The sequence below is a fragment of the Psychrobacter sp. Sarcosine-3u-12 genome (genome assembly GCF_002836005.1).
In the GTDB taxonomy this organism is placed as follows: Bacteria; Pseudomonadota; Gammaproteobacteria; order Pseudomonadales; family Moraxellaceae; genus Psychrobacter; species Psychrobacter okhotskensis.
The window spans coordinates 51,752-71,485 of sequence record NZ_PJBY01000095.1 but is presented as its reverse complement, the minus strand read 5'-3'; the positions used below and the strand labels follow the sequence as shown (position 1 = coordinate 71,485).

Annotated in this window: 17 protein-coding genes; 7 read left to right on the top strand and 10 right to left on the bottom strand. The window is 42.8% G+C overall.

The annotated features are described in order from the left end of the window. The first annotated feature begins 17 nt into the window (after window positions 1-17). The gene (locus CXF65_RS06920; protein ID WP_101211512.1) at window positions 18-1,217 is read left to right on the top strand and encodes a cysteine protease StiP domain-containing protein; all 1,200 of its coding nucleotides are present in this window, start codon (window positions 18-20) and stop codon (window positions 1,215-1,217) included. An 84-nt stretch (window positions 1,218-1,301) separates the two neighbouring features. Continuing rightward, on the top strand, window positions 1,302-2,390 hold the full coding sequence (locus CXF65_RS06915) for an HpcH/HpaI aldolase/citrate lyase family protein (protein WP_227523215.1): 1,089 nt from the start codon (window positions 1,302-1,304) through the stop codon (window positions 2,388-2,390). A gap of 366 nt (window positions 2,391-2,756) precedes the next feature. Here CXF65_RS06915 and CXF65_RS06910 read toward each other — a convergent pair whose 3' ends face one another. After that, complete coding sequence (locus tag CXF65_RS06910) at window positions 2,757-3,572, bottom strand: alpha/beta fold hydrolase (protein ID WP_101211511.1); 816 nt, start codon at window positions 3,570-3,572, stop codon at window positions 2,757-2,759. A 352-nt stretch (window positions 3,573-3,924) separates the two neighbouring features. Here CXF65_RS06910 and CXF65_RS06905 point away from each other — a divergent pair, with 352 nt between their 5' ends. Continuing rightward, window positions 3,925-4,722, top strand: a complete 798-nt coding sequence (locus CXF65_RS06905; RefSeq protein ID WP_101211510.1) for an enoyl-CoA hydratase/isomerase family protein — start codon at window positions 3,925-3,927, stop codon at window positions 4,720-4,722. 116 nt (window positions 4,723-4,838) lie between these two features. Here the strand turns inward: CXF65_RS06905 and CXF65_RS06900 are convergent, their stop codons facing one another. From CXF65_RS06900 to acnB, 4 genes are all read right to left on the bottom strand, one after another. Next, window positions 4,839-5,282 carry a PACE efflux transporter gene (locus tag CXF65_RS06900; RefSeq protein WP_198551979.1) on the bottom strand — a complete coding sequence of 148 codons (444 nt, stop codon included), beginning with the start codon at window positions 5,280-5,282 and terminating at the stop codon, window positions 4,839-4,841. 370 nt (window positions 5,283-5,652) lie between these two features. Next, the gene (locus CXF65_RS06895; RefSeq protein WP_101211509.1) at window positions 5,653-6,375 is read right to left on the bottom strand and encodes a hypothetical protein; all 723 of its coding nucleotides are present in this window, start codon (window positions 6,373-6,375) and stop codon (window positions 5,653-5,655) included. A gap of 218 nt (window positions 6,376-6,593) precedes the next feature. Further along, window positions 6,594-7,034, bottom strand: coding sequence for a DUF805 domain-containing protein (locus tag CXF65_RS06890; protein WP_227523214.1), 441 nt, complete (start codon window positions 7,032-7,034; stop codon window positions 6,594-6,596). 204 nt (window positions 7,035-7,238) lie between these two features. After that, on the bottom strand, window positions 7,239-9,842 hold the full coding sequence (acnB, locus tag CXF65_RS06885) for a bifunctional aconitate hydratase 2/2-methylisocitrate dehydratase (protein ID WP_101211508.1): 2,604 nt from the start codon (window positions 9,840-9,842) through the stop codon (window positions 7,239-7,241). A 642-nt stretch (window positions 9,843-10,484) separates the two neighbouring features. Between acnB and CXF65_RS06880 the strand changes: the two genes are divergently transcribed. Together CXF65_RS06880 and lipA are read left to right on the top strand one after the other, a co-directional pair. Further along, window positions 10,485-10,880: a carboxymuconolactone decarboxylase family protein gene (locus tag CXF65_RS06880; RefSeq protein ID WP_025650979.1), complete on the top strand. Its 396-nt coding sequence runs from the start codon at window positions 10,485-10,487 to the stop codon at window positions 10,878-10,880. Between the two features lie 201 nt (window positions 10,881-11,081). Further along, the gene (gene lipA, locus CXF65_RS06875; protein WP_101211507.1) at window positions 11,082-12,125 is read left to right on the top strand and encodes a lipoyl synthase; all 1,044 of its coding nucleotides are present in this window, start codon (window positions 11,082-11,084) and stop codon (window positions 12,123-12,125) included. A gap of 127 nt (window positions 12,126-12,252) precedes the next feature. Here the strand turns inward: lipA and CXF65_RS06870 are convergent, their stop codons facing one another. The 3 genes from CXF65_RS06870 to CXF65_RS06860 are packed head-to-tail and all read right to left on the bottom strand — an operon-like array spanning window position 12,253 to window position 15,904. Further along, on the bottom strand, window positions 12,253-14,310 hold the full coding sequence (locus CXF65_RS06870) for a TRAP transporter permease (protein ID WP_413772497.1): 2,058 nt from the start codon (window positions 14,308-14,310) through the stop codon (window positions 12,253-12,255). A 10-nt stretch (window positions 14,311-14,320) separates the two neighbouring features. Then, entirely contained in the window at window positions 14,321-14,878 is a 558-nt protein-coding gene (locus tag CXF65_RS06865; protein WP_101211506.1) for a DUF1850 domain-containing protein, read from the bottom strand. Between the two features lie 6 nt (window positions 14,879-14,884). After that, entirely contained in the window at window positions 14,885-15,904 is a 1,020-nt protein-coding gene (locus CXF65_RS06860; RefSeq protein ID WP_025650975.1) for a TAXI family TRAP transporter solute-binding subunit, read from the bottom strand. A gap of 826 nt (window positions 15,905-16,730) precedes the next feature. Here CXF65_RS06860 and CXF65_RS06855 point away from each other — a divergent pair. Both CXF65_RS06855 and mtnP read left to right on the top strand, forming a co-directional pair. Next, window positions 16,731-17,204, top strand: coding sequence for a GFA family protein (locus tag CXF65_RS06855; protein ID WP_101211505.1), 474 nt, complete (start codon window positions 16,731-16,733; stop codon window positions 17,202-17,204). Window positions 17,205-17,287: 83 nt separating this feature from the next. After that, window positions 17,288-18,181, top strand: a complete 894-nt coding sequence (gene mtnP, locus CXF65_RS06850) for an S-methyl-5'-thioadenosine phosphorylase (protein WP_101211504.1) — start codon at window positions 17,288-17,290, stop codon at window positions 18,179-18,181. A 114-nt stretch (window positions 18,182-18,295) separates the two neighbouring features. Here the strand turns inward: mtnP and CXF65_RS06845 are convergent, their stop codons facing one another. Both CXF65_RS06845 and CXF65_RS06840 read right to left on the bottom strand, forming a co-directional pair. Then, window positions 18,296-18,934 (bottom strand): TIGR04282 family arsenosugar biosynthesis glycosyltransferase, encoded by a 639-nt coding sequence (locus CXF65_RS06845; protein ID WP_101211503.1) that lies wholly within the window; start codon window positions 18,932-18,934, stop codon window positions 18,296-18,298. 66 nt (window positions 18,935-19,000) lie between these two features. Then, entirely contained in the window at window positions 19,001-19,720 is a 720-nt protein-coding gene (locus CXF65_RS06840; protein WP_101211502.1) for a TIGR04283 family arsenosugar biosynthesis glycosyltransferase, read from the bottom strand. Between the last annotated feature and the right edge of the window lie 14 nt (window positions 19,721-19,734).

The window sequence follows — 19,734 nt, the reverse complement described above, 5'->3', positions numbered from 1 at the left end:
TGAGTAAAAAGCCTTCTATGACCAATCCCAGTATTCAGAAACTAGAAAAATACGGCTCAGGCAGCTACCTTGCCAGCGATGTGACCGTATTGCTTGATATCGTCGATAAAGACGCGGTTGCAGACGTGCCAGTCAGCCAAAAAGAAGCACTGATCCAAAGTGGGCAGCGCCATTATTCAGACATGCTGACCTTAGAGGCCGCACCAACGGCGATGCACGAGCAGCTATATCAGAAAGCACTAGAGCAAGGCACAACGAGAACCGCGACTGATATTACTAATTTAGCGCATACGTTACACCATACTTTCGAGCAAACGGTTAGTGCTGAGCACCCATTAGTATTGGTCAGCTTAGTACGAGCAGGTTTGCCAGTTGGCGTGTTATTGCAGCGTGCCCTATCAGATAAGAAAGGGTCAGATAATGAAAGGTCAGATGCCGATAGCGACTACTCTCTGCCAAGTGTGCATTACGGTATTAGCATCATTCGTGACCGCGGTCTTGATCCAGTCGCTTTACAGATGATATTGGACGCTTACCCAGACAGTCCCATCGTATTCGTTGATGGCTGGACAGGTAAAGGTGCCATCTATCAAGAGCTTGCTCATAGCTTAGAAGTCTTTAGTGACCCTAGCCATCCCAATTTTGCCAATATTTTTCATCAAGGAAAAGACGCCATCCCGCTACTGACACTTGCTGATCCAGCGGGCGTAGCATGGCTAGCTGCTAGTGAAGAAGACTGGTTGATCCCATCAGGTTTATTAAATAGCACGGTGTCGGGACTGATTTCACGTAGTCTTTATACTGAGCCGCAATCAGGTCTACATCGCAGTGTTTTTTATGATAATTTAGTAGAGGCAGATCATAGCTTGGCGTTTATCGATCACATCGATACTGCACGACGTGCATTAACGATACCTTTGCAACGTTTGCCAACTTTTAAACAACCACGCTATCAGACTGCTGATTTAATTAATGAATTGGCAAAAACCTATCAAATCACCAATCGTAACCGCATTAAGCCGACGATTGCAGAGGCGACACGCGCCATATTACGCCGCGATCCCGAGCGCATTCTACTGGCCACTGCTGATCATCCCGATACCGTATTATTGCGCCATTTATGTACCGAACGAAATATCAATATCAAGGTATTAGGTGCTAAAATACTACCCTATCAAGCCATCACGCTGATCAAGCAGCGTAGCAAAGACAGCTAAGCTATTATTGCTGATCAATTCATACGTTCTGTCTTTTATAACCCTTTACGACCATTCAATTTATCACTATTTACGATGCCGATTATGCCAGATATGCCAAATAACGAATCAAACATTTATAGCCATACCCAGTCTTATGCGCATCTCATCACTGAGCGTCATGCGATGGTTAGGCCCAATACCCATCATCCGTATCAGCTGGGTGCAAGCCTTTATATGCCTGCTACTCGCCAAGATATCTGGCAAGTCATCAAGCGCGATAAATTACCAACGATTAATAGCATTATCATCTGCTTAGAAGATGCCGTTAGCCACAATGATGTCGAGCTGGCGCTGACACGGCTGCAAACCCTGCTTCATACTTGGGCGATACACGTCGATAGTATCAATGATCCGTCAAGAGAATCTGGCTTTCAATCGAATCAGCAATCAGAGCAAAAAAACCAGCATCCTACGCGGCCCTTGGTCTTTATACGTCCGCGCAATCCGATGATGCTGCAACAACTGGCAGACTATGCTCATATCGATCTCATCGACGGCTTCGTCATGCCCAAAGTCGATATGTATAGCTTATCCAATTGGCGCATGGCCTGCCAGAATCTCAGCATCGATCATTTATTAATGCCGACGCTTGAGACCGCAGCATTATTTAACCCACATCACAATCAAGAACTGGCCATTGGTTTTAAAGAAGCTTTTAGCCAGCCAGTCTTTGCTCTGCGCATCGGCGGCAATGATCTGTTTGCCGCGCTGCGTCTGCGCCGTCCGAAGAACAGTATCGTCTATGATACCCCTATCGGCACGCTTGCTTATCAGCTGCTCGGCTGCTTTGTGCCGCACGGCTTTTATCTCACCGCACCGGTCTTTGAGTATTTAGATCAGCCAACGCTGTTTATGCAAGAGCTGACTCGCGACGTCAGTTTGGGCTTAGTCGGCAAAACGGTTATTCATCCTAGCCAAATCGCTTTAGTTCAGCAAGCCTACTGCGTGCCAATGAGCACATTAGATGAGGCGCAAGCCATATTACATAGCGAAGCCAAAGCGGTATTTAAATATAATAATACGATGCTAGAGCCTGCCACACATCGCGCATGGGCGACCGAAATCGTCAATCGTGCCGATGCCTTTGGCACTATCGATGACGGCAATAGTGACTATACATCACGATTGTAAGCACCTCTTATACCAAAACCAAAGACGCCGTTATCATAGCAATGATAACGGCGTCTTTTTAGTATAGTCGATTCAATTTAAAAGTAGTACAAGGCAACCGAGTGTAGATGTATAGGTGATACTTCAAGCGAGGTCAACGCAGTAATATTTTTATAGTGGAATGACTATATAGGGGCATGCCCTAATTAGGGCGTGTCCTCATTTTAAAAATGGTGATAAAAATGAGATAAATTGCAGTCAAACAAGGAAAATAACGCAGATAATATCGGGATATTAACCAGCTATTTAACGATGTTTGGCAAAATTTAGCCATTTTTAGCCCGTTTAGATATGATCAATTGAATTGAGGACACGCCCTAGTCATACTTATGATACACAGCTCGTCAAAAATTGACTCAGCACTTTATTGACCTGTTCAGGCTCTTCTACCGTCGAAGTATGTCCAGAGCCTTTGATTATTGCAAGCTTAGAGCCATCGATGGCGAAGTGCATACGCTCAGCTTTGGCATAAGGAGTGGCGACATCCTCATCGCCCACGATGATTAGAGTAGGCGTCGTGATGCGATCGATTTGATCATAAATAGCGTCGCGTTCGATGACTCCCATCGTGGCTTTGACGACCCCACCTTTGCGATTACCATTGAGCATTGCCAACCATTCTTTTTGATCCGCTTTACGCGATTTATCTTCTAAAAAAGTACTACCAAACATAATAGGCATGACTTTTTTACTCACCCTTTTCATCCCCAACCAGCGAATAGCCGTCATGAGCTTTTTGTAGCCGGGAATATTGTCAGGGTCTTCCGCATCAGCCGAAGTGTCTATTAGGGTCAAGGATTTTAGCAGCTCTGGTCTTCTAATAGCGATGCGTTGTCCAACGAAGCCGCCCATCGATAGTCCGACATAATGGCAGCTGTCTATATCGAGCGCTGCTAGGAGAGCAATAGCATCATCTGCCAAGGTGTCCATGTCGTAGCCGTCTTTAGTAATTTGCGACTGGCCTTGTCCGCGAAAGTCAAAAGCGATGCAGCGATAGCGGTCCTGAAAGTGCTCGACTTGTTTGTCATAGATTCTCGTATTCCAAAGTAGCCCATGAGCAAAGACCATGACAGGTTTCTGCGTATCGTTTGGTGCGCTGTCTTCGTAATTGATATTAGCATTATTGACTTCAATAGTTGGCATAACAACTTCCTTGTATAATCGATTAAAAAATTAAGCATATGACTGCTTTTTCTTTTTAGCCCTGCCTTTCTAACGCTTTACTTCTTCCACTGATCTTTTAGCATAATTCACCAGCCACTCAGTTGACAGTCTTATTTCTGAATGAGCCGTTTTTATCGGTGCATCCTAAGAAATTAACACAGCGAGACAGATTAAACCACACTGGCGATTTGTCCTAAGCGCCCACAAAACTTGCTTTTATAATCATAGCAAGCTGCTATAGTAATCAATAGTGAATGATTTGTTACAAAACCTGCTCAGCCTTTATTTTGAATCGCCTATTACCTAACTAATTTAACTAAGGAAAGCCAAGATGTCACCGTCTCTCGTCGAGTACCAAAGCGAAAACCACATTGCCACCATTACTATGAACGATCCAAAAACGCTGAATGCCTTTAGCACGCCATTAAAAAACGCCATTATGGATGCGCTTGATAAAGCAGATAGCGATGCAGACGTACGTGCGATTGTCTTGCAAGGCAGCGGTCAAAATTTCTCTAGTGGTGGTCATATTGGTGAAATGTTAGAGAACGGTATGGAGTCTGAGGCATTGGTCGCAAAACTTGATTTTATGTTACGTGAAGTCGCGGAAGTGAGCTTAAAGCTGCGTAATATTCATAAGCCAATTATTGCCAAATTGGAAGGTGCCGTCGCAGGTGCAGGTATGAATCTGGCACTGACTTGCGATTTCCGTATCGCCGCTGACAATGCAAAATTCGTCCAAGCCTTTGTCAATATCGGTCTGATTCCAGATGCTGGTGGTATTTATCTACTCAATCAATTAGTGGGTGCTGCTAAGACGACTGAGCTGGTGATGCTAGGTGATAAGCTCAAAGCGGACGATGTCGCACGTCTAAATCTAGTAAATAACGTCGTTAGTGCGGACGAGCTAGATGCCACTGTACAGGCATTAGCGACGCGCCTAAGCAACTTACCGGGTAAAGCGCTTGCTTCAATGAAGCATATGATTAATGTCCATGCCTTTTCTGGTCTTAATGAAGCGCTTGATATGGAAGTTGAACAACAAAACATGATGGCCGTTACCGATGACTTTAAAGAAGGTATTACCGCTTTTATGGAAAAACGTAAGCCCGTTTATCAGGGTAAATAAAAGCCTTATAATATTCTGTTATGCACTATCATCAAAAAGGCTGCCATTAGGCAGCTTTTTTTGGGTAAAATCACATAGATAACCGTCAATATCGTTGTTATTAATAGCATTAATCATTAAGGAGCAGAGGCTGTTTTATAGTGATGCGGTAAGGTAAATATCTTGTCAAAACCCAAGGTAAAAACGAAGGTATAAACCAAGAAGAATAACAGCAGCGCGGCTTCCAGCATAAAGGCTTTGATTAGACCAACATCGTACCAAATCATATAAATTGGTAAGCAAATCAGCACCAAGCCGCCTTCAAAAACAAATGCATGCACACTGCGTATCAATAACGTGCGCTTTGTCACCTGCTTGCGCCGTTCCCACGCTTCAAAAGCTGTATTGTAGAGAAAGTTCCAAATCACCGCTGCCAATGACACCATCACTGCCGCTGGTAACGACTCTGCGGCATCACTACCACTGAGCATCATCAATATATAGGTGGATGAGATAATCGCGATGATTTCAAAGACAGTCACATATACAAGGCGACGTTTGAGAGGGGATAAAGTAATCAACCAAGACTCCAAAGCACCTGAATGATAAGTGCATAATTAAAGTCTCGGTCCGTCCCGAGATAGAAAAAGTAAAAAAGTGCAGAGCCACGGTTTCCGCCTGCCTTTATATTATACATGAGATAATGGAAGAAACCAGTTGACGCTTGTAGCAAAAAGATCCCGGTAACTTAAAAACAAAAAAATCATAGTTACGTTGCTACTCATATAAACTTAGTATTAAACCTTTAAATATCAACTATTTGTTTTATTAGCTTGGATAATACTTTGAAGTAGATAATAAACCCTGGTGTACTAATTGTTCTTTAAACTGCTTATTTTATAAAAACAATTTATCCTTGTTGTCTCGATATACAGTTCCACACGTAAAGCACTATAAAGATTTATCTCGATAAAATCGTTGTCTTATTACAGTCATCACTGCTATGCACATTGATAACAATGATAAAGTTATGAAAATCATAAAAGAAACGTAGCCAATATCACTTACAACGTTGTTATTTGCCTCCCTACCATATATGGTGCTGAACAGTCCCAACATACCTATTAAAAAATACATAACAAACAGAAAATTAACTATAGTAAACTTTGGCTCTTTATAAATACTTATGGTTTTTATGCCTTTTATTCTAGCTGTTATAAATAAACTCCCCTCATAATTATTAACCAATATGTTTAGTTTAAAACTGTCATTAGCGTTAATTAATAAAGGTTGAATTTCGACGCTATCCTCCATCTTGACAATAGCGGCATTCAATTCGTTTGGATTTTGTTCTAATACTTCACATGTAAGTATATTTGTATCACTACCTAATCTTACGTTAATAGGCATAGCGAAATCATCTATAGAAATAGGTTGATTCCCATCATTAACAAACCTGATGGAAATTAAGTGAACATTTACAACTTTTTTCTCGTCGTATAATATCGTAATCCTATCTTTAATCTTGTTTTCAACACCTACTAATTGTGTGTTTGAAATAATTTCATAGGAAAGTTTTTTTCGACTTTTTTGTAGGAAATAGATAATAAGTGGTACAGTAATAGTCGCTATTACTGCCAAAGTTCCTAATAATAATTCTACTGAAAAACTCATACCTTCTTCCTAAAATAATTCAATTTCACAATTATACATATTGCTGAGTTAATTAGATGCGGAAAAATGCTGAACACGACAGAAATTGTCGTTAGAAATTACTTTTTATTTTAAGCATAAAGCTTCTAATTTTAAATGCTTATAGCATTAAATTAGCTCAATTGAGCCCTTATACCAATGCTTTAGATAGGCTATAAAATCAAGCAATATTTGCAAATTTATTTTGCTGGTAGACCCCATTTATTGGTTTCAGGCTTAGTATCATTAGCACAAAATACAAGAAACACAATGCCGCCTATCAGTGGTATTAAGGATATTAAAAACCACCATCCTGAGCGACCCGTATCATGTAACCTGCGAATACCAACAGCAATACTGGGTAAAGCAAGACCAAGCGCTACAACTATATAAACAGGCCCTGTTTCTGCGTCAAAAATGATTGCATCTATTATCATCGCAAAAATTGCTAAAATCATATATACCAAAGAAAAATACCAAAACTCTTTACGGCGTGCCCGACCAGAGAAATTGACATAGTTTCTTATGCACTTTTTGAACCAATCAATGATGCCATAGTTTTCTTCGGCACTATGATTGTTCACCGCAGCATCTGGCAGAGGTGGCGGCGTTACTTTATCGAGCATATTTTTATTTTCCATAGGATTTGTCTTCATGTATCTGTAAGAGTTAAGTCGCCAACCAAAAGTTTGACCAGTTCACTAAAGTATAAACTCCAAAAAAAAGTTTGCAAACTATTCAAGGTATTTTATTTTCATAAAAAACCCCGCATCATTTTGATACGGGGTTCTATTTAAATAAGAACGATAGAACTTAAAAACGTTCTACTTAAGCGTCAACCAAAATTAAGTCAACTGAGCAACATTAATTTTATCCGCTTCTTCAGTGTACTCTTCCATACGATCGAAGTTCATGTACTGATACACTTCCTCACCCATGCTGTTTAGCATGCCAGCATACTGCTGATATTCGTCGTTGGTTGGCAATTTACCAAGTACCGCTGCTACGGCTGCAAGCTCTGCAGAAGCAAGGTATACGTTAGCGCCTTGACCTAGACGGTTCGGGAAGTTGCGGGTTGAGGTCGATACCGCAGTAGAGTTCGGTGCGATACGTGCTTGGTTACCCATACATAGTGAACAACCTGGCATCTCAGTACGAGCGCCGGCTTGAGCATAAATGTTGTAATAACCTTCTTCCATTAATTGACGCGCATCCATCTTAGTTGGTGGCGCAATCCATAGACGAGTCTTGAGGCTACCTGCTGGTACGTCTTGTAGCAGTTTACCGGCAGCACGGAAGTGACCGATGTTGGTCATACATGAACCAATGAATACTTCATCAATGGTATCACCAGCCACGTCAGCCAAGGTTTTTGCATCGTCTGGATCGTTCGGGCAGCAAAGAATCGGCTCTTTAATCGTGCTCATGTCGATGGTCATATCGATAGCGTATTCTGCATCTTCGTCAGCACGCATAAGGCTTGGATTAGCCAACCACTCTTGCATTTGCTCGATACGACGGCTGATAGTACGCGCATCGCCATAGCCTTCTGAGATCATCCACTTAAGCAGCGTGATGTTTGAGTTCAAGTACTCAGTCACTGACTCTTCAGATAGCGTGATAGTACAACCTGCAGCACTACGCTCAGCTGACGCATCAGATAGCTCAAACGCTTGCTCAGCCGTTAGGTCTTCTAAGCCTTCGATTTCAAGGATACGGCCGTTGAACTCGTTGATTTTGCCTTTCTTATCGACAGTTAAGTAACCTTCTTTAATCGCCTGATAAGGAATCGCATGGACTAAATCACGTAAAGTGATACCAGGCTGACGCTCGCCAACAAAGCGTACACGCACAGACTCAGGCATATCAAGTGGCATAACACCAGTCGCAGCTGCGAATGCAACTAGGCCAGAACCCGCTGGGAACGAGATACCCATTGGAAAACGAGTATGCGAGTCACCACCAGTACCAACGGTATCTGGAAGTAGCATACGGTTGAGCCATGAGTGAATGATGCCATCGCCCGGACGTAAGCTGACACCGCCGCGGTTCATGATGAAGTCAGGTAGTGTATGCTGAGTCTCAACATCAACTGGCTTTGGATAAGCAGCAGTGTGACAGAATGACTGCATCACAAGATCCGCTTGGAAGCCCAAACATGCCAAGTCTTTTAGCTCATCACGCGTCATCGGACCAGTGGTATCTTGACTACCGACTGTGGTCATTTTAGGCTCGCAATACATGCCTGGACGTACGCCTTGCAGACCACAAGCTTTACCAACCATTTTTTGTGCAAGCGTGAAGCCTTTACCCGTATCAACTGGCTCTTCTGGCTTGGCAAAAATATCTGAATGACCAAGACCCATGTACTCACGAGCACGGTTAGTCAAACCACGACCAACGATCAATGGAATACGGCCACCAGCACGAACTTCATCAAGCAATGTTGGTGAGTTTAGCTTGAACGTAGACAGTACTTCGTCAGAATCATGCTTAGTGATTTTGCCTTCATACGGATAGATGTCAAACACATCACCCATGTTTAGGTTATCAACCGCTACTTTTTCGATTGGCAATGCACCAGAATCTTCCATAGTATTGAAGAAGATAGGAGCGATGTTGTTACCTAATACCAGTCCGCCACCACGTTTGTTTGGCACGTTAGGAATGTCTTCACCCATGAGCCACAGTACTGAGTTGGTCGCAGACTTACGGCTAGAACCCGTACCAACCACGTCACCAACATAAGCCAGTGGATGGCCTTTTTCTTTTAGCGCTTCGATCTGCTTCATTGGACCGACGACGCCCTCTTCGTCAGCAGTGATGCCGTCGCGAGAGTTTTTGTGCATGGCTAATGAATGCAATGGGATATCAGGACGGCTCCACGCATCTTGCGCAGGTGACAAGTCATCAGTGTTGGTTTCGCCAGTCACTTTAAACGTCGTGTAAGTGGTCTTTTCTGGTACGGCAGCACGGTTCAAGAACCATTCAGCGTCAGCCCAAGACTGCACGACTTCTTTTGCAATGTCATTACCAGCTTCAGCTTTTTCAGTGACGTCATTGAATGCGTCAAATACCAGTAGCGTTTTTTTCAACGCTTCAGCAGCGTCTTGTGCAACATCAGCGTCATCTAGTGCAGCAACCAATGGCTGCACGTTGTAGCCACCTTGCATAGTGCCTAGGATTTCGACGGCTTTTTGCTTGCTGATAAGTGGTGATGATGCTTCACCCTTAAGGATAGCAGCTAAAAATGCAGCTTTAACGTAAGCAGCTTGGTCAACGCCAGCAGGAATACGGTTTTCTAGCAGGTTCATTAAGAATGCGTCTTCGCCTGCTGGTGGGGTTTTTAATATTTCAACCAACTCTGCTACTTGTTTTTCGTTCAGTGGTAGCGGAACCGTTCCTAGCTCAGCACGTTCTTCGACATGTTTACGATAAGCTTCTAACACAATAGTCGTCCTCGTCAGTTGGGGGTATTAGCACATTACGTGGGTAGTCAGCATGACAGCCTGCGTCTATATACTAGATGGAATAATTATCCGTGCAATCATAGCTTAAAACGCTCTAAATGTTAATGGCTCAGCCTTTAAAAGGCTCAATATAGGGCCATATTGGACATTTATTATAAAAATAGTACCATCAATAATATGATTGGGCAGCCTTTCGCAACCAATATGCTGCTTGTCACTCTCGTCAAGCATAGCTCGATTCATAATCAAATTAATACATCGAGACTACTAAACATTTTTCAGGATATTATTTGATAAAATATTATCTTGCTACGATAGCTTAGAGAAAATATCAATTAAAAAAATAGCGCTTGAAAAAACAGCTTTTATTAACCATATACTAAGGCATGCCCTCATTTTAAGAATGGTGATAAAAATAAGATACATTGTAGTCAAACAAGAAAAATAGCGCAGATAATATCGAGATATTAATCAGCTGTTTGACGCTGTTTGGCAAAATTTAGCTATTTTTAGCCCATTTAGATGACTGTCAATTGAATTGAGGACATGCCTTAAATAAATATTAGGGATGACGACATGGACGATAGCAATATGGAAAACCACGACATAGAAAACAATGATATGAAGAATAACGCTAATTATCAAAACGGCCTTAAGGTTCGTACTGAAGTAATGGGCGAGGCACATGTTAAACGCTCGCTTGATGCGGCGACTGGATTTACCCAACCGTTACAAGACTGGATTATTGAACATGCTTGGGGTAGCACTTGGCAAGATGATTCAGTATTACCGCGTAAATATCGCTCCTTAATCACCATCGCCTTTTTAATTGCACAAAAAAGCCCGACTGAGCTAAAAGGGCACATTCGAGGTGCGATTAATAATGGCGCAACTGTCGCTGAGATTCGAGAAGTATTGATGCACAGTTTACCTTACTGCGGTGCACCTGCCACCCAAGAGGCGTTTCGTGCCGCCATAGATATCCTGAATGAGTTGGATATTGATATTGATATTTAAAACTATGGTTGCAAGCGCAATCGTAGTAGTCTTAAAACAGTAGTCTTAAAACAGTACTTTGAACCAGTAACCTTAAAAGGTCAGTTAAACAATATTGATTAAAAATCGACCTCTAAATTTCTGCTATAATAGTTCAACTAATAACATATGCTAATAATTCCATAAACCCTTATACGATAAAGGGTTAAGAGATAATTTATTATGACAACTGCCGTACAAACACATGTGCCTGCTGCTAAGGTCAAACCTAGAAAAGCCATCCAAGGCGAAAAGCTACGTGGCTATGATAAAGTTGCGCGTATCCCAATTAAAGTGATTCCGACCGTCGAGGCGAAGAAAAAGCCAGATTGGATTCGGGTCAAGATGTCGTCACCTAGCGAGGTGGCGCGTATCAAAGCCACCTTGCGTGAGCAGAAGCTCTATACTGTCTGCGAGGAAGCGGCCTGCCCTAACCTGCCGCAGTGCTTCGCTGATGGTACGGCGACCTTTATGATTATGGGTGATATCTGTACCCGTCGCTGCCCGTTCTGTGACGTCGGCCATGGTCGTCCGAATGAGCTAGATGCAGATGAGCCGCGCCACACTGCCGAGACCATTTTAGGCTTGCAGCTTAAATATGCAGTAATCACCTCTGTGGATCGTGACGATTTAAAAGATGGCGGCGCGGCGCATTTCGTTGAAGTACTCAATGAGTCAAGAGCGCTTAGCCCGAATTGCCTCATTGAAATATTGGTGCCAGATTTCCGTGGGCGTATGGAAGTGGCTTTAGACCTACTGACAGAAACCCCACCAGATGTCTTTAACCACAACATTGAAACGGTTCCGCGTCTGTACAAAGCCTTCCGCCCAGGCTCTGACTATCAACATTCATTAGATTTGCTCAAGCTCTATAAAGAGCGTCGCCCTGATATCGCGACCAAGTGCGGTTTTATGGTTGGCCTTGGTGAGACGGAAGAAGAAATCTATGCACTGCTTGATGATCTAAAAGCACATAACGTCGATATGATTACGGTTGGCCAGTATCTACAACCTAGTAAAAACCACGCGCCAGTTGATCGTTATGTCCATCCAGACGAGTTCCAGCGTTATATGGACTACGGCAAAAAGATTGGTTTCTTTAACATTTGGGCAGGCCCGATGGTACGCTCAAGCTACTTTGCCGATCGTCAATACTATGGTGAAGATTGCCCAGCGCCTATCCGTAGCAAAAAAGCCTTAGAAGCCGAAGGCAAACTTGGTTGTTAAGTGTCAGGTTTTAATGAGCTAAAGCTTAAACATTAAGCTAAGCATGTAAAAAGGGTGAATAACAATTTATGTTATTCACCCTTTTTTTTAACTTTAATGAACCTGTAAAGCCTCCAAACCCAACGCTTTACACGGTTAAAGTTGGCGTTGGCTTGCCAGCTGTTTTTATATTGAATATAGCAATACTAAGGACAATGACGCCGCCTAATAATCCCGTGGTAATCTCAGGATAAATCAGTAATAAAGCGCCAATAGCCAATATAATACGCGTCACCGAATTCATAGTACCTTTAAAATACCCCTCCAGCGCCGAGCTTAAGGCAATAACACCCGTGATCGAAGTGACTACGACCGTGATGATAGCGATAATAGGCGGCAATGGGAAATCTTTCGCTGTGACTGCCAGACCCGTAGGATCTATCATCAACATCGTCGGATTATAAATAAACATAAACGGCACGATAAATCCGGCAAGTGCCAGTTTGAGCGACAAAAACCCTGTTTTCATCGGATCACCGCCGGATATGCCTGCACCGGCAAAAGCAGCCAAACACACAGGCGGCGTAATATTGGCAAAAATACCAAAGTAAAAGACGAACATATGCGCTGACAAAATCGGAATATCAAACCCTGCTAAAGCTGGTGCTGCCATCGTTGCCGTAATGATATAAGCAGGAATAGACGGTAGTCCCATGCCCAATACCATCGAGGCAAGCATCGTTAAAATCAGCGTGAAAAATAGCGACCCTGCACCAAGTGTGACAATTGATGAGGTCATCACCGTTCCAAAGCTGGTCAAACTCACAACTCCGATGATGATACCGACGACCGCACAGGCAGCCATCACGGCGAGCGACTGACGAGCACCATCTTCTAGCGCACCCAAAATATCAGAAAAACCCATTCTGGTCTCTTTGCGCAGCATACTAACCACGACGGTAAAACCAATGGTATATGCCGCTGCATAGCCGACGGGCACGTTTTTGATTAATAAGAAGACCAAAAAGACAATCGGTAGCAGCATATGACCGCGTGCTTTTAAGACTTCTTTGACTGCTGGTAAGTTTTCTTTGGCAATGCCTTTTAAGTCACGACGACCAGCGCGAAAATGCACCTGCGCGATAACGCCAAGATAATATAATATCGCTGGTAATAATGCCGCTAGCGCAATCGTACTGTACGGCAACCCTGTCGTCTCTGCCATGATAAAGGCACTGGCACCCATAATCGGTGGCAATATCTGCCCACCCACAGAAGCGCTCGCCTCTACTGCACCTGCAAAGTCTTTATGATAGCCAACCTTTTTCATCAGAGGGATGGTAAAGGCACCAGTGCTGACCACGTTCGATAAAGCAGAGCCATTAATACTACCCATAAAGCCACTGGAGATGACCGCCACTTTTGCCGGACCTCCTTTTTTATGACCTGCAATGGCCAATGCCAAATCATTAAATAGCTGTCCCATTCCCGAACGCGCTAAAAATGCGCCGAATAAAATAAACAAAAAGATAAACGTAACCGACGCACCAATCGCGACAGAATATAGGCCTTCTGTTTTTAGGAATAACTGACCAAAAATATCGCCCATATCATAAGGACGAGTCAGTAGCCGGTCTGGCATAAAGGCCAAATGGCTGACAAACGGATACGCTAAAAATATCGCTGCCAATATTGGCAAAATCCAACCTGTGATACGGCGACTACCTTCTAATACGCAGACCACGGTAATCAACGAGAAAATCACATCCGTCTGATTGGCCATGCCACCACGCGAGGTCACAATGTCTTGGTACTCGTATATGAGATAGGCCATCCCAGATAAGGACAGCGCAAACCAAATCCAGTCATACCAAGCCACCCGCTGGCGGCTGCTTTTTTTACTGGCTGGAAAAATCAGAAATATTAAAGCAAATCCAACACCAACATGCACAGAGCGTTGTAACAGCGCAGGCATGGGATTAAAAGTGATATACAAATGAAATAAAGAATATAAAATGCAAATCCCAGCGATAAAATACTTGACTGGTCCTTGAGTGATATGGCGCGTGATGGACTCTCGGTCGTACTTTTCTAATATGGCTTTATTATGGGCTTGCGCTTCAAGCTCAGCGTCGACATTAGTCTCAACGTCAGGATGAGAATGTATAGGCGAGTCGCTATCGTTATTGATATGGTTATCTGACATCGTTGTCAAATTATCGTGATCCGTCACTTGGGAGTTCATGACACAAGTCCTTGTTAAATCTATCAATGAAACCATACGCTGTCGGCATGATCGTTACTTCAGAATAGTCTGGCACCCAGCGATGAATGCGTATCCCATAGTTACCATAGTCAATCTCACCTTTGGTAAGCCGTGAGACCACCCAATTAAGCTTGGGCAGTTTCTCATTGATTTGATAACCCAGATAGCCAGGTTTTTGTATGGGAGCAAGCGCCTCAGTAGAGGGTGTACCTGCGCCAAAAGCTTCAAAATAAGTGGTGGTCAGCAGCAGTTCAGCGTCTTCTGTACTGCTGCCGTCTATACGCTGATACTGTTCTTCCCACCATTGTTTTTCTACAGAATGTATCCAGCGCAATTGAAAGTCAGGCTCAACGAAATAGCAAACCTTGTCATTAGCACCGTCAACACCTGCGACGCGAACTTCCACCACAGGCTGACGGACAAAGAGATGCCACAGCATAAAAAAAACCAGCGCAGCAATGAGCACTGCGCCAGCTATTAACCATAATGTCTTATTTTTAGTAACCATAACTGCTTATTTAGCGGCTTGTTCATCATAGTATTTTTTGGCGCCAGGATGGATAGGTGCAACCATGCCTTCACGAGCCGTCTCTAAGCTAATATCATTGGCCGCTTGGTGTGCTGTTTTTAGGCCGTCTAAATTATCAAACAACGCTTTGGTCAACTTGTAACCATCTGCTTCAGACAACTCAGAGCTTACCAATAGAGCATTCATAATCGCTGCGGTTGGAATCGCGGCGTCATTGCCATAAGTGCCAGCAGGAATCTCAAAGGTTTTAAAGTAAGGCTTACTTGCAATGATTTCTTTTAGCTTGTCTTGATTAATGGTGATTAACTGTAAGTCCAAGCCCTGCTCTAGCTCCATCAATGAAGAGTTCGGTAGACCACTACTAAAGAAAGCTGCTTCAATTTTACCCGCTTTCATGCCATCCGCCGCTTCAGAAAAACCCAAATAATCGACAGTGATATCATCGTACGTGATACCGAAACCTTCTAATAACGTTCGAGCATTGACTTCTGTGCCAGAGCCTTGATCGCCCACAGCGATACGCTTACCACGTAAGTCTTCAATATTTTTGATGCCAGATTTTTTGGTGGTGACGATTTGCACCACATTAGGGTACAAGACCGCAATTTGTTGGATGTTGGTAATTGGCTTATCAAAGTTGTTTTTGCCTTCGACCGCGTCGGTGACCACATCACTGAGCGCCAATACCATGTCGACTTTACCTTGGGTCAATAGATTGACGTTTTCGACTGAAGCGCCGGTGGTTTGCGTCTTTGAGTTCACCCCAAAGGTTTTGACATAGACTTCTGATAATGAAGTACCAATGATGTTGTAAGGGCCAGATGCTCCGCCAGTAGCGATGGTAAGAAACTTGGTATCCAGCTTGTCGGCGGCAGTGTCAGTAGCAGCGCTATCTGTTGCCGTACTGTCAGTATTTTCTGAACTTGGTGATGAGCATGCGGTTAGGCCTAAAGTGGCGCTTAGCATCGCTGATAAAAATAACGGAGATTTTAGAGAGTTGAACATTGCATTCATCCTTGAAATAATCGATTTAATACCTCTAACGGCATCACTATATAAATATTAATGCGTTACAGACCTGTAATAGTATAGCAATTCCCACCATAAATAAACCAAAGCCTTTTATGTCTCAAAACCTTGTAGATAAAGCAACTTGAGTTAAAAATAGCGATTCGGAGTATTGATATTTGTTTAGTAAAGTTCTGCTATGCGAAACAAAGTTTCATTATTCAAGCTATTTAAACAAAAATTAAGCACAGTGTAAACCTTTATCATCGTCTTAATAGCATCAAGGTTATTTATTACGGAGTCAAAAAATGCTTACCAAGAATGAATAGGGCGTGTCTTCAGTTCACTCGATAGTCATCTAAATGGGTTAAAAATGGCTAAATCTTGCCAAACATCGTCAAATAGCTAGTTAGTATCCCGATATTGTCTGCATTATTTTGCTTGTTTGACGGCAATTTATCTCATTTTTACTACCATTTTTGAAATGAAGACACGCTTTAAACTATATTTCTGCATTTATTTTGTGTCTGTAATAGATAGTCTCTTAGGATTAACTGTACCTTAGAAAAACATTCTAAATAACTGAAAATCAACGAATAATAATTACTACCCTTATCGAAAGCGGCTACACTAGCAAGCTAGGATATGGTCAATACCATATAAGTTATATAAGCTGTCAGGCTCGATTAATCTACTATTGCGAGTACTTTCACTCGTCTTAATAGTCTCCAAGTTATATAGAACTGACTATCGTGCTATATTTTGAAACCATAGTTTAGAATCGAAAATAATGATATCTCTCTTATAAAAAAAGGATTGACCGATGAGCACCGAATTTACGCCGCAAGAAGGCTCTTGCTCTTGTTATAGCAACACTTATACGATTAACCATACTCCGATAGCTCGCTTTATTTGTCACTGCACTATCTGTCAGGACTATACGGGTAAGGCTTATAACGATGTCACGGTTTTGTTTAAGTCAGATCTCAGCGAAATGGACATCAATAAAACGCGTTTTCGTCGTTGGAAAATGCCACCGAATATCAGCCGTGGACTGTGTAAGCGCTGTCATAAGCCCAGTATAGAGATGGCTGTGGGCGGTGCTCTGGTCTTCATTCCTACCGATAACTATCCTAATGCAGCCGCTCTACCTGAACCGACGATGCATCTGTTTTACAATCGCCGTGTTAAAGATGTGGATGATAATCTGCCTAAATATAACGGTGTTGTGCAAAGTCAGACAATGGCGGTTAAGGAGCTGGCTCAAGGAATGTATAAGAGAGTCACTAAGCGCTAGCAGTATCCGTTCAAAAGACTAGTTATCTTCCTTATTAAGTTTTTTTAGTTAAATACCTATTGTCAAACATCTGGAAACGTCCTATGACTTTAAAAGAAGAAGACACTGTAAAACACTCTGCTGACATCGCTATCATTGGCGGTAGCGGTCTGTATCAAATGGCAGACTTGACTAACCAGCGTAGCGTCAGCATCTCAACACCTTATGGCAAGCCGTCCGATGATATTATCTTAGGGGAATTGAATGGTGTGACCGTTGCTTTTTTGACCCGTCATGGTCAAGGGCATAAATTTACACCTTCTAAAGTACCTTATCGCGCCAATATTTATGCGCTAAAAACTCTAGGCGTGCGCTATATCATTTCAGTATCAGCGGTGGGTTCATTGCAAGAAGAGCTTAAACCGTTAGACATGGTCGTCCCTGATCAAATGATCGACATGACTAAACATCGTGCCAGCACATTTTTTGGTAAAGGTGCAGTTGCGCATGTCTCGATGGCGGATCCTTTATGCCCGAAAGTCGCTGATATTCTGAATCGCGCTTACACTCAAGCGAATATCAATGAAGGGCAATGTCATGCACAAGCGACTTATGTGTGTATCGAAGGCCCGCAATTCTCGACTCGTGCAGAGTCACACTGGTATCGCCAAATGAACGCTGACATCATCGGCATGACAAATATGCCAGAAGCCAAGCTGGCGCGGGAAGCTAGCATCGCTTACGCGACTTTAGCTTTGGTCACAGATTTTGATAGCTGGCATCCTACTGAAGAAGACGTCAGCGCCGATTATGCGATTCAAAACCTCATGAAAAATGCCGATAATGCTCAATCAGTCATTAAAGAAGCGGTTGCTTTGTTAGCCGTTGAACAACCTAAATCAATTGCTCATCATGCGCTTGCTCAAGCGTTAGTGACGCCTGTTGAATCCATGAGTATTGAGGTTAAAACTAAACTTGCAGCGCTGTTGCCCGAGTAAAATTAAAGGTAATATCAAAAATAATATAAAAAGTAGTATTAATTCTATTCGCATAAAAAAGCCATCAAACTGTTTGATGGCTTTTTTGGTTTAAGTAAGAGAAGGAAAAATAAGTCAAAAATTAGCAATTTCGTCACCATCAAGCCAGCCTTTAGGCAAATACTGCAAATCTTCAGGCTCATCAATATCAGGCAAAGAGTCTAAAAAGGCCAATGACCAGTTTAATTCTGCCAAGCGCTGTTGAGTAATCTTTGCTACGCTCGGCGTGCTCCATTGGATATCATTAAATAAACGAGCAGCAACTTGTTTAAAGCCAAACAGCACATAACCGCCATCAAAGGCTGGTATCATCACGCTATCCTTTGTAATTAACTGCTGTGCGGCCTGTTGGATTTTAATAGAGATGAGACTAGGGCAATCTGTTCCTATCAAAATCACTTGCTTAAAACGTGCTAATGCTTGTTGACTAGCCTTAAACATACGTGTGCCCAAATCGCCATCTATTTGCTTTGACCATGTCAATGAATTAGGCAGATTTAGTGTTTGCCAACACGGATCACTTGGCGCTGGACTGACACACAGCTCAACGTTAAGGCCAGTAGCCACAGCTTGCTCGATACTGTGTAGAAGTAATTGCCGTGCCATTTTTGCTGCACCGTCAATGCCAAGCGCAGGCTGCAAACGAGTTTTTGCCATACCTTGTGCAGGGAATTTGGCGAAAAGAATAATACAAGTTTGTGATTTTTGAGTCATAGAGTATCTATGTTCTTTTTTAAAATTAAAGTTTATCTATGAGATAACGTAGGTGGCAAACCACGGTCATTTATAATAACGCTGCCTAATATTGTCCGCAGAAACCCCACGCCAATAATCAAAACGTAGCTGCCACATTAAGACAATCGTCCGCCATGTGCCATACTGCTGCCAACGCCTTGCTGATGTGATGACTTTACTTTTTAAGCAAGCAGGTTTAGTAATACCTTTTATTTGCTTGCATAATTCAACATCTTCCATCAACGCTTGATTAGGATAGCCGCCCATTTGCGCAAATAAAGATTGACTGATAAAAATAGCTTGGTCGCCTGTAGCGATATGAGTTAAACGTGAGCGCCAATTAATCAGGGCACTGACCACCCAAAGCATCGGCTGACGACTATTTAGCTGCACATCAAAACGTCCCCAGTTTGCTAGTGTCATCGCCCTAGAAATACTATCGATAGCGTCAATTGGCAACCGCGTATCGGCATGTAAAAATAGCAAAACATCGCCAGTGGCTAATGCTGCACCCGCATTCATTTGCCGCGCACGCCCTGCTTTGGACGTAATAACTTGCCAATCAATTTTACACTCACTGCCAAGCACTAACTCATTAATAAAACTTCGAACGATGCCAATAGAATCATCGTTTGAGCCCCCATCGACCAAGATAACTTGCTGTGGCATTGGCTTTAGACTGTTAATATTGGCAAACAAATGAGGCAAATTATTCGCCTCATTTATTACTGGAATAATAATAGAAACCGTAGCTATAGCGGTCATAATTGGCAGTGCTC

What these genes read in the sequence shown, in the direction of transcription:
- mtnP (WP_101211504.1), top strand. Translation starts at nt 17,288, where the DNA reads ATGACTTTAAAAGAAGAAGACACTGTAAAACACTCTGCTGACATCGCT.
- CXF65_RS06920 (WP_101211512.1), top strand. Translation starts at nt 18, where the DNA reads ATGACCAATCCCAGTATTCAGAAACTAGAAAAATACGGCTCAGGCAGC.
- CXF65_RS06895 (WP_101211509.1), bottom strand. Translation starts at nt 6,375, where the DNA reads ATGAGTTTTTCAGTAGAATTATTATTAGGAACTTTGGCAGTAATAGCG.
- CXF65_RS06890 (WP_227523214.1), bottom strand. Translation starts at nt 7,034, where the DNA reads ATGGAAAATAAAAATATGCTCGATAAAGTAACGCCGCCACCTCTGCCA.
- CXF65_RS06845 (WP_101211503.1), bottom strand. Translation starts at nt 18,934, where the DNA reads ATGACTCAAAAATCACAAACTTGTATTATTCTTTTCGCCAAATTCCCT.
- CXF65_RS06880 (WP_025650979.1), top strand. Translation starts at nt 10,485, where the DNA reads ATGAAGAATAACGCTAATTATCAAAACGGCCTTAAGGTTCGTACTGAA.
- CXF65_RS06915 (WP_227523215.1), top strand. Translation starts at nt 1,302, where the DNA reads ATGCCAGATATGCCAAATAACGAATCAAACATTTATAGCCATACCCAG.
- CXF65_RS06870 (WP_413772497.1), bottom strand. Translation starts at nt 14,310, where the DNA reads ATGTCAGATAACCATATCAATAACGATAGCGACTCGCCTATACATTCT.
- CXF65_RS06855 (WP_101211505.1), top strand. Translation starts at nt 16,731, where the DNA reads ATGAGCACCGAATTTACGCCGCAAGAAGGCTCTTGCTCTTGTTATAGC.
- CXF65_RS06910 (WP_101211511.1), bottom strand. Translation starts at nt 3,572, where the DNA reads ATGCCAACTATTGAAGTCAATAATGCTAATATCAATTACGAAGACAGC.
- CXF65_RS06905 (WP_101211510.1), top strand. Translation starts at nt 3,925, where the DNA reads ATGTCACCGTCTCTCGTCGAGTACCAAAGCGAAAACCACATTGCCACC.
- CXF65_RS06865 (WP_101211506.1), bottom strand. Translation starts at nt 14,878, where the DNA reads ATGGTTACTAAAAATAAGACATTATGGTTAATAGCTGGCGCAGTGCTC.
- CXF65_RS06860 (WP_025650975.1), bottom strand. Translation starts at nt 15,904, where the DNA reads ATGTTCAACTCTCTAAAATCTCCGTTATTTTTATCAGCGATGCTAAGC.
- CXF65_RS06840 (WP_101211502.1), bottom strand. Translation starts at nt 19,720, where the DNA reads ATGACCGCTATAGCTACGGTTTCTATTATTATTCCAGTAATAAATGAG.
- lipA (WP_101211507.1), top strand. Translation starts at nt 11,082, where the DNA reads ATGACAACTGCCGTACAAACACATGTGCCTGCTGCTAAGGTCAAACCT.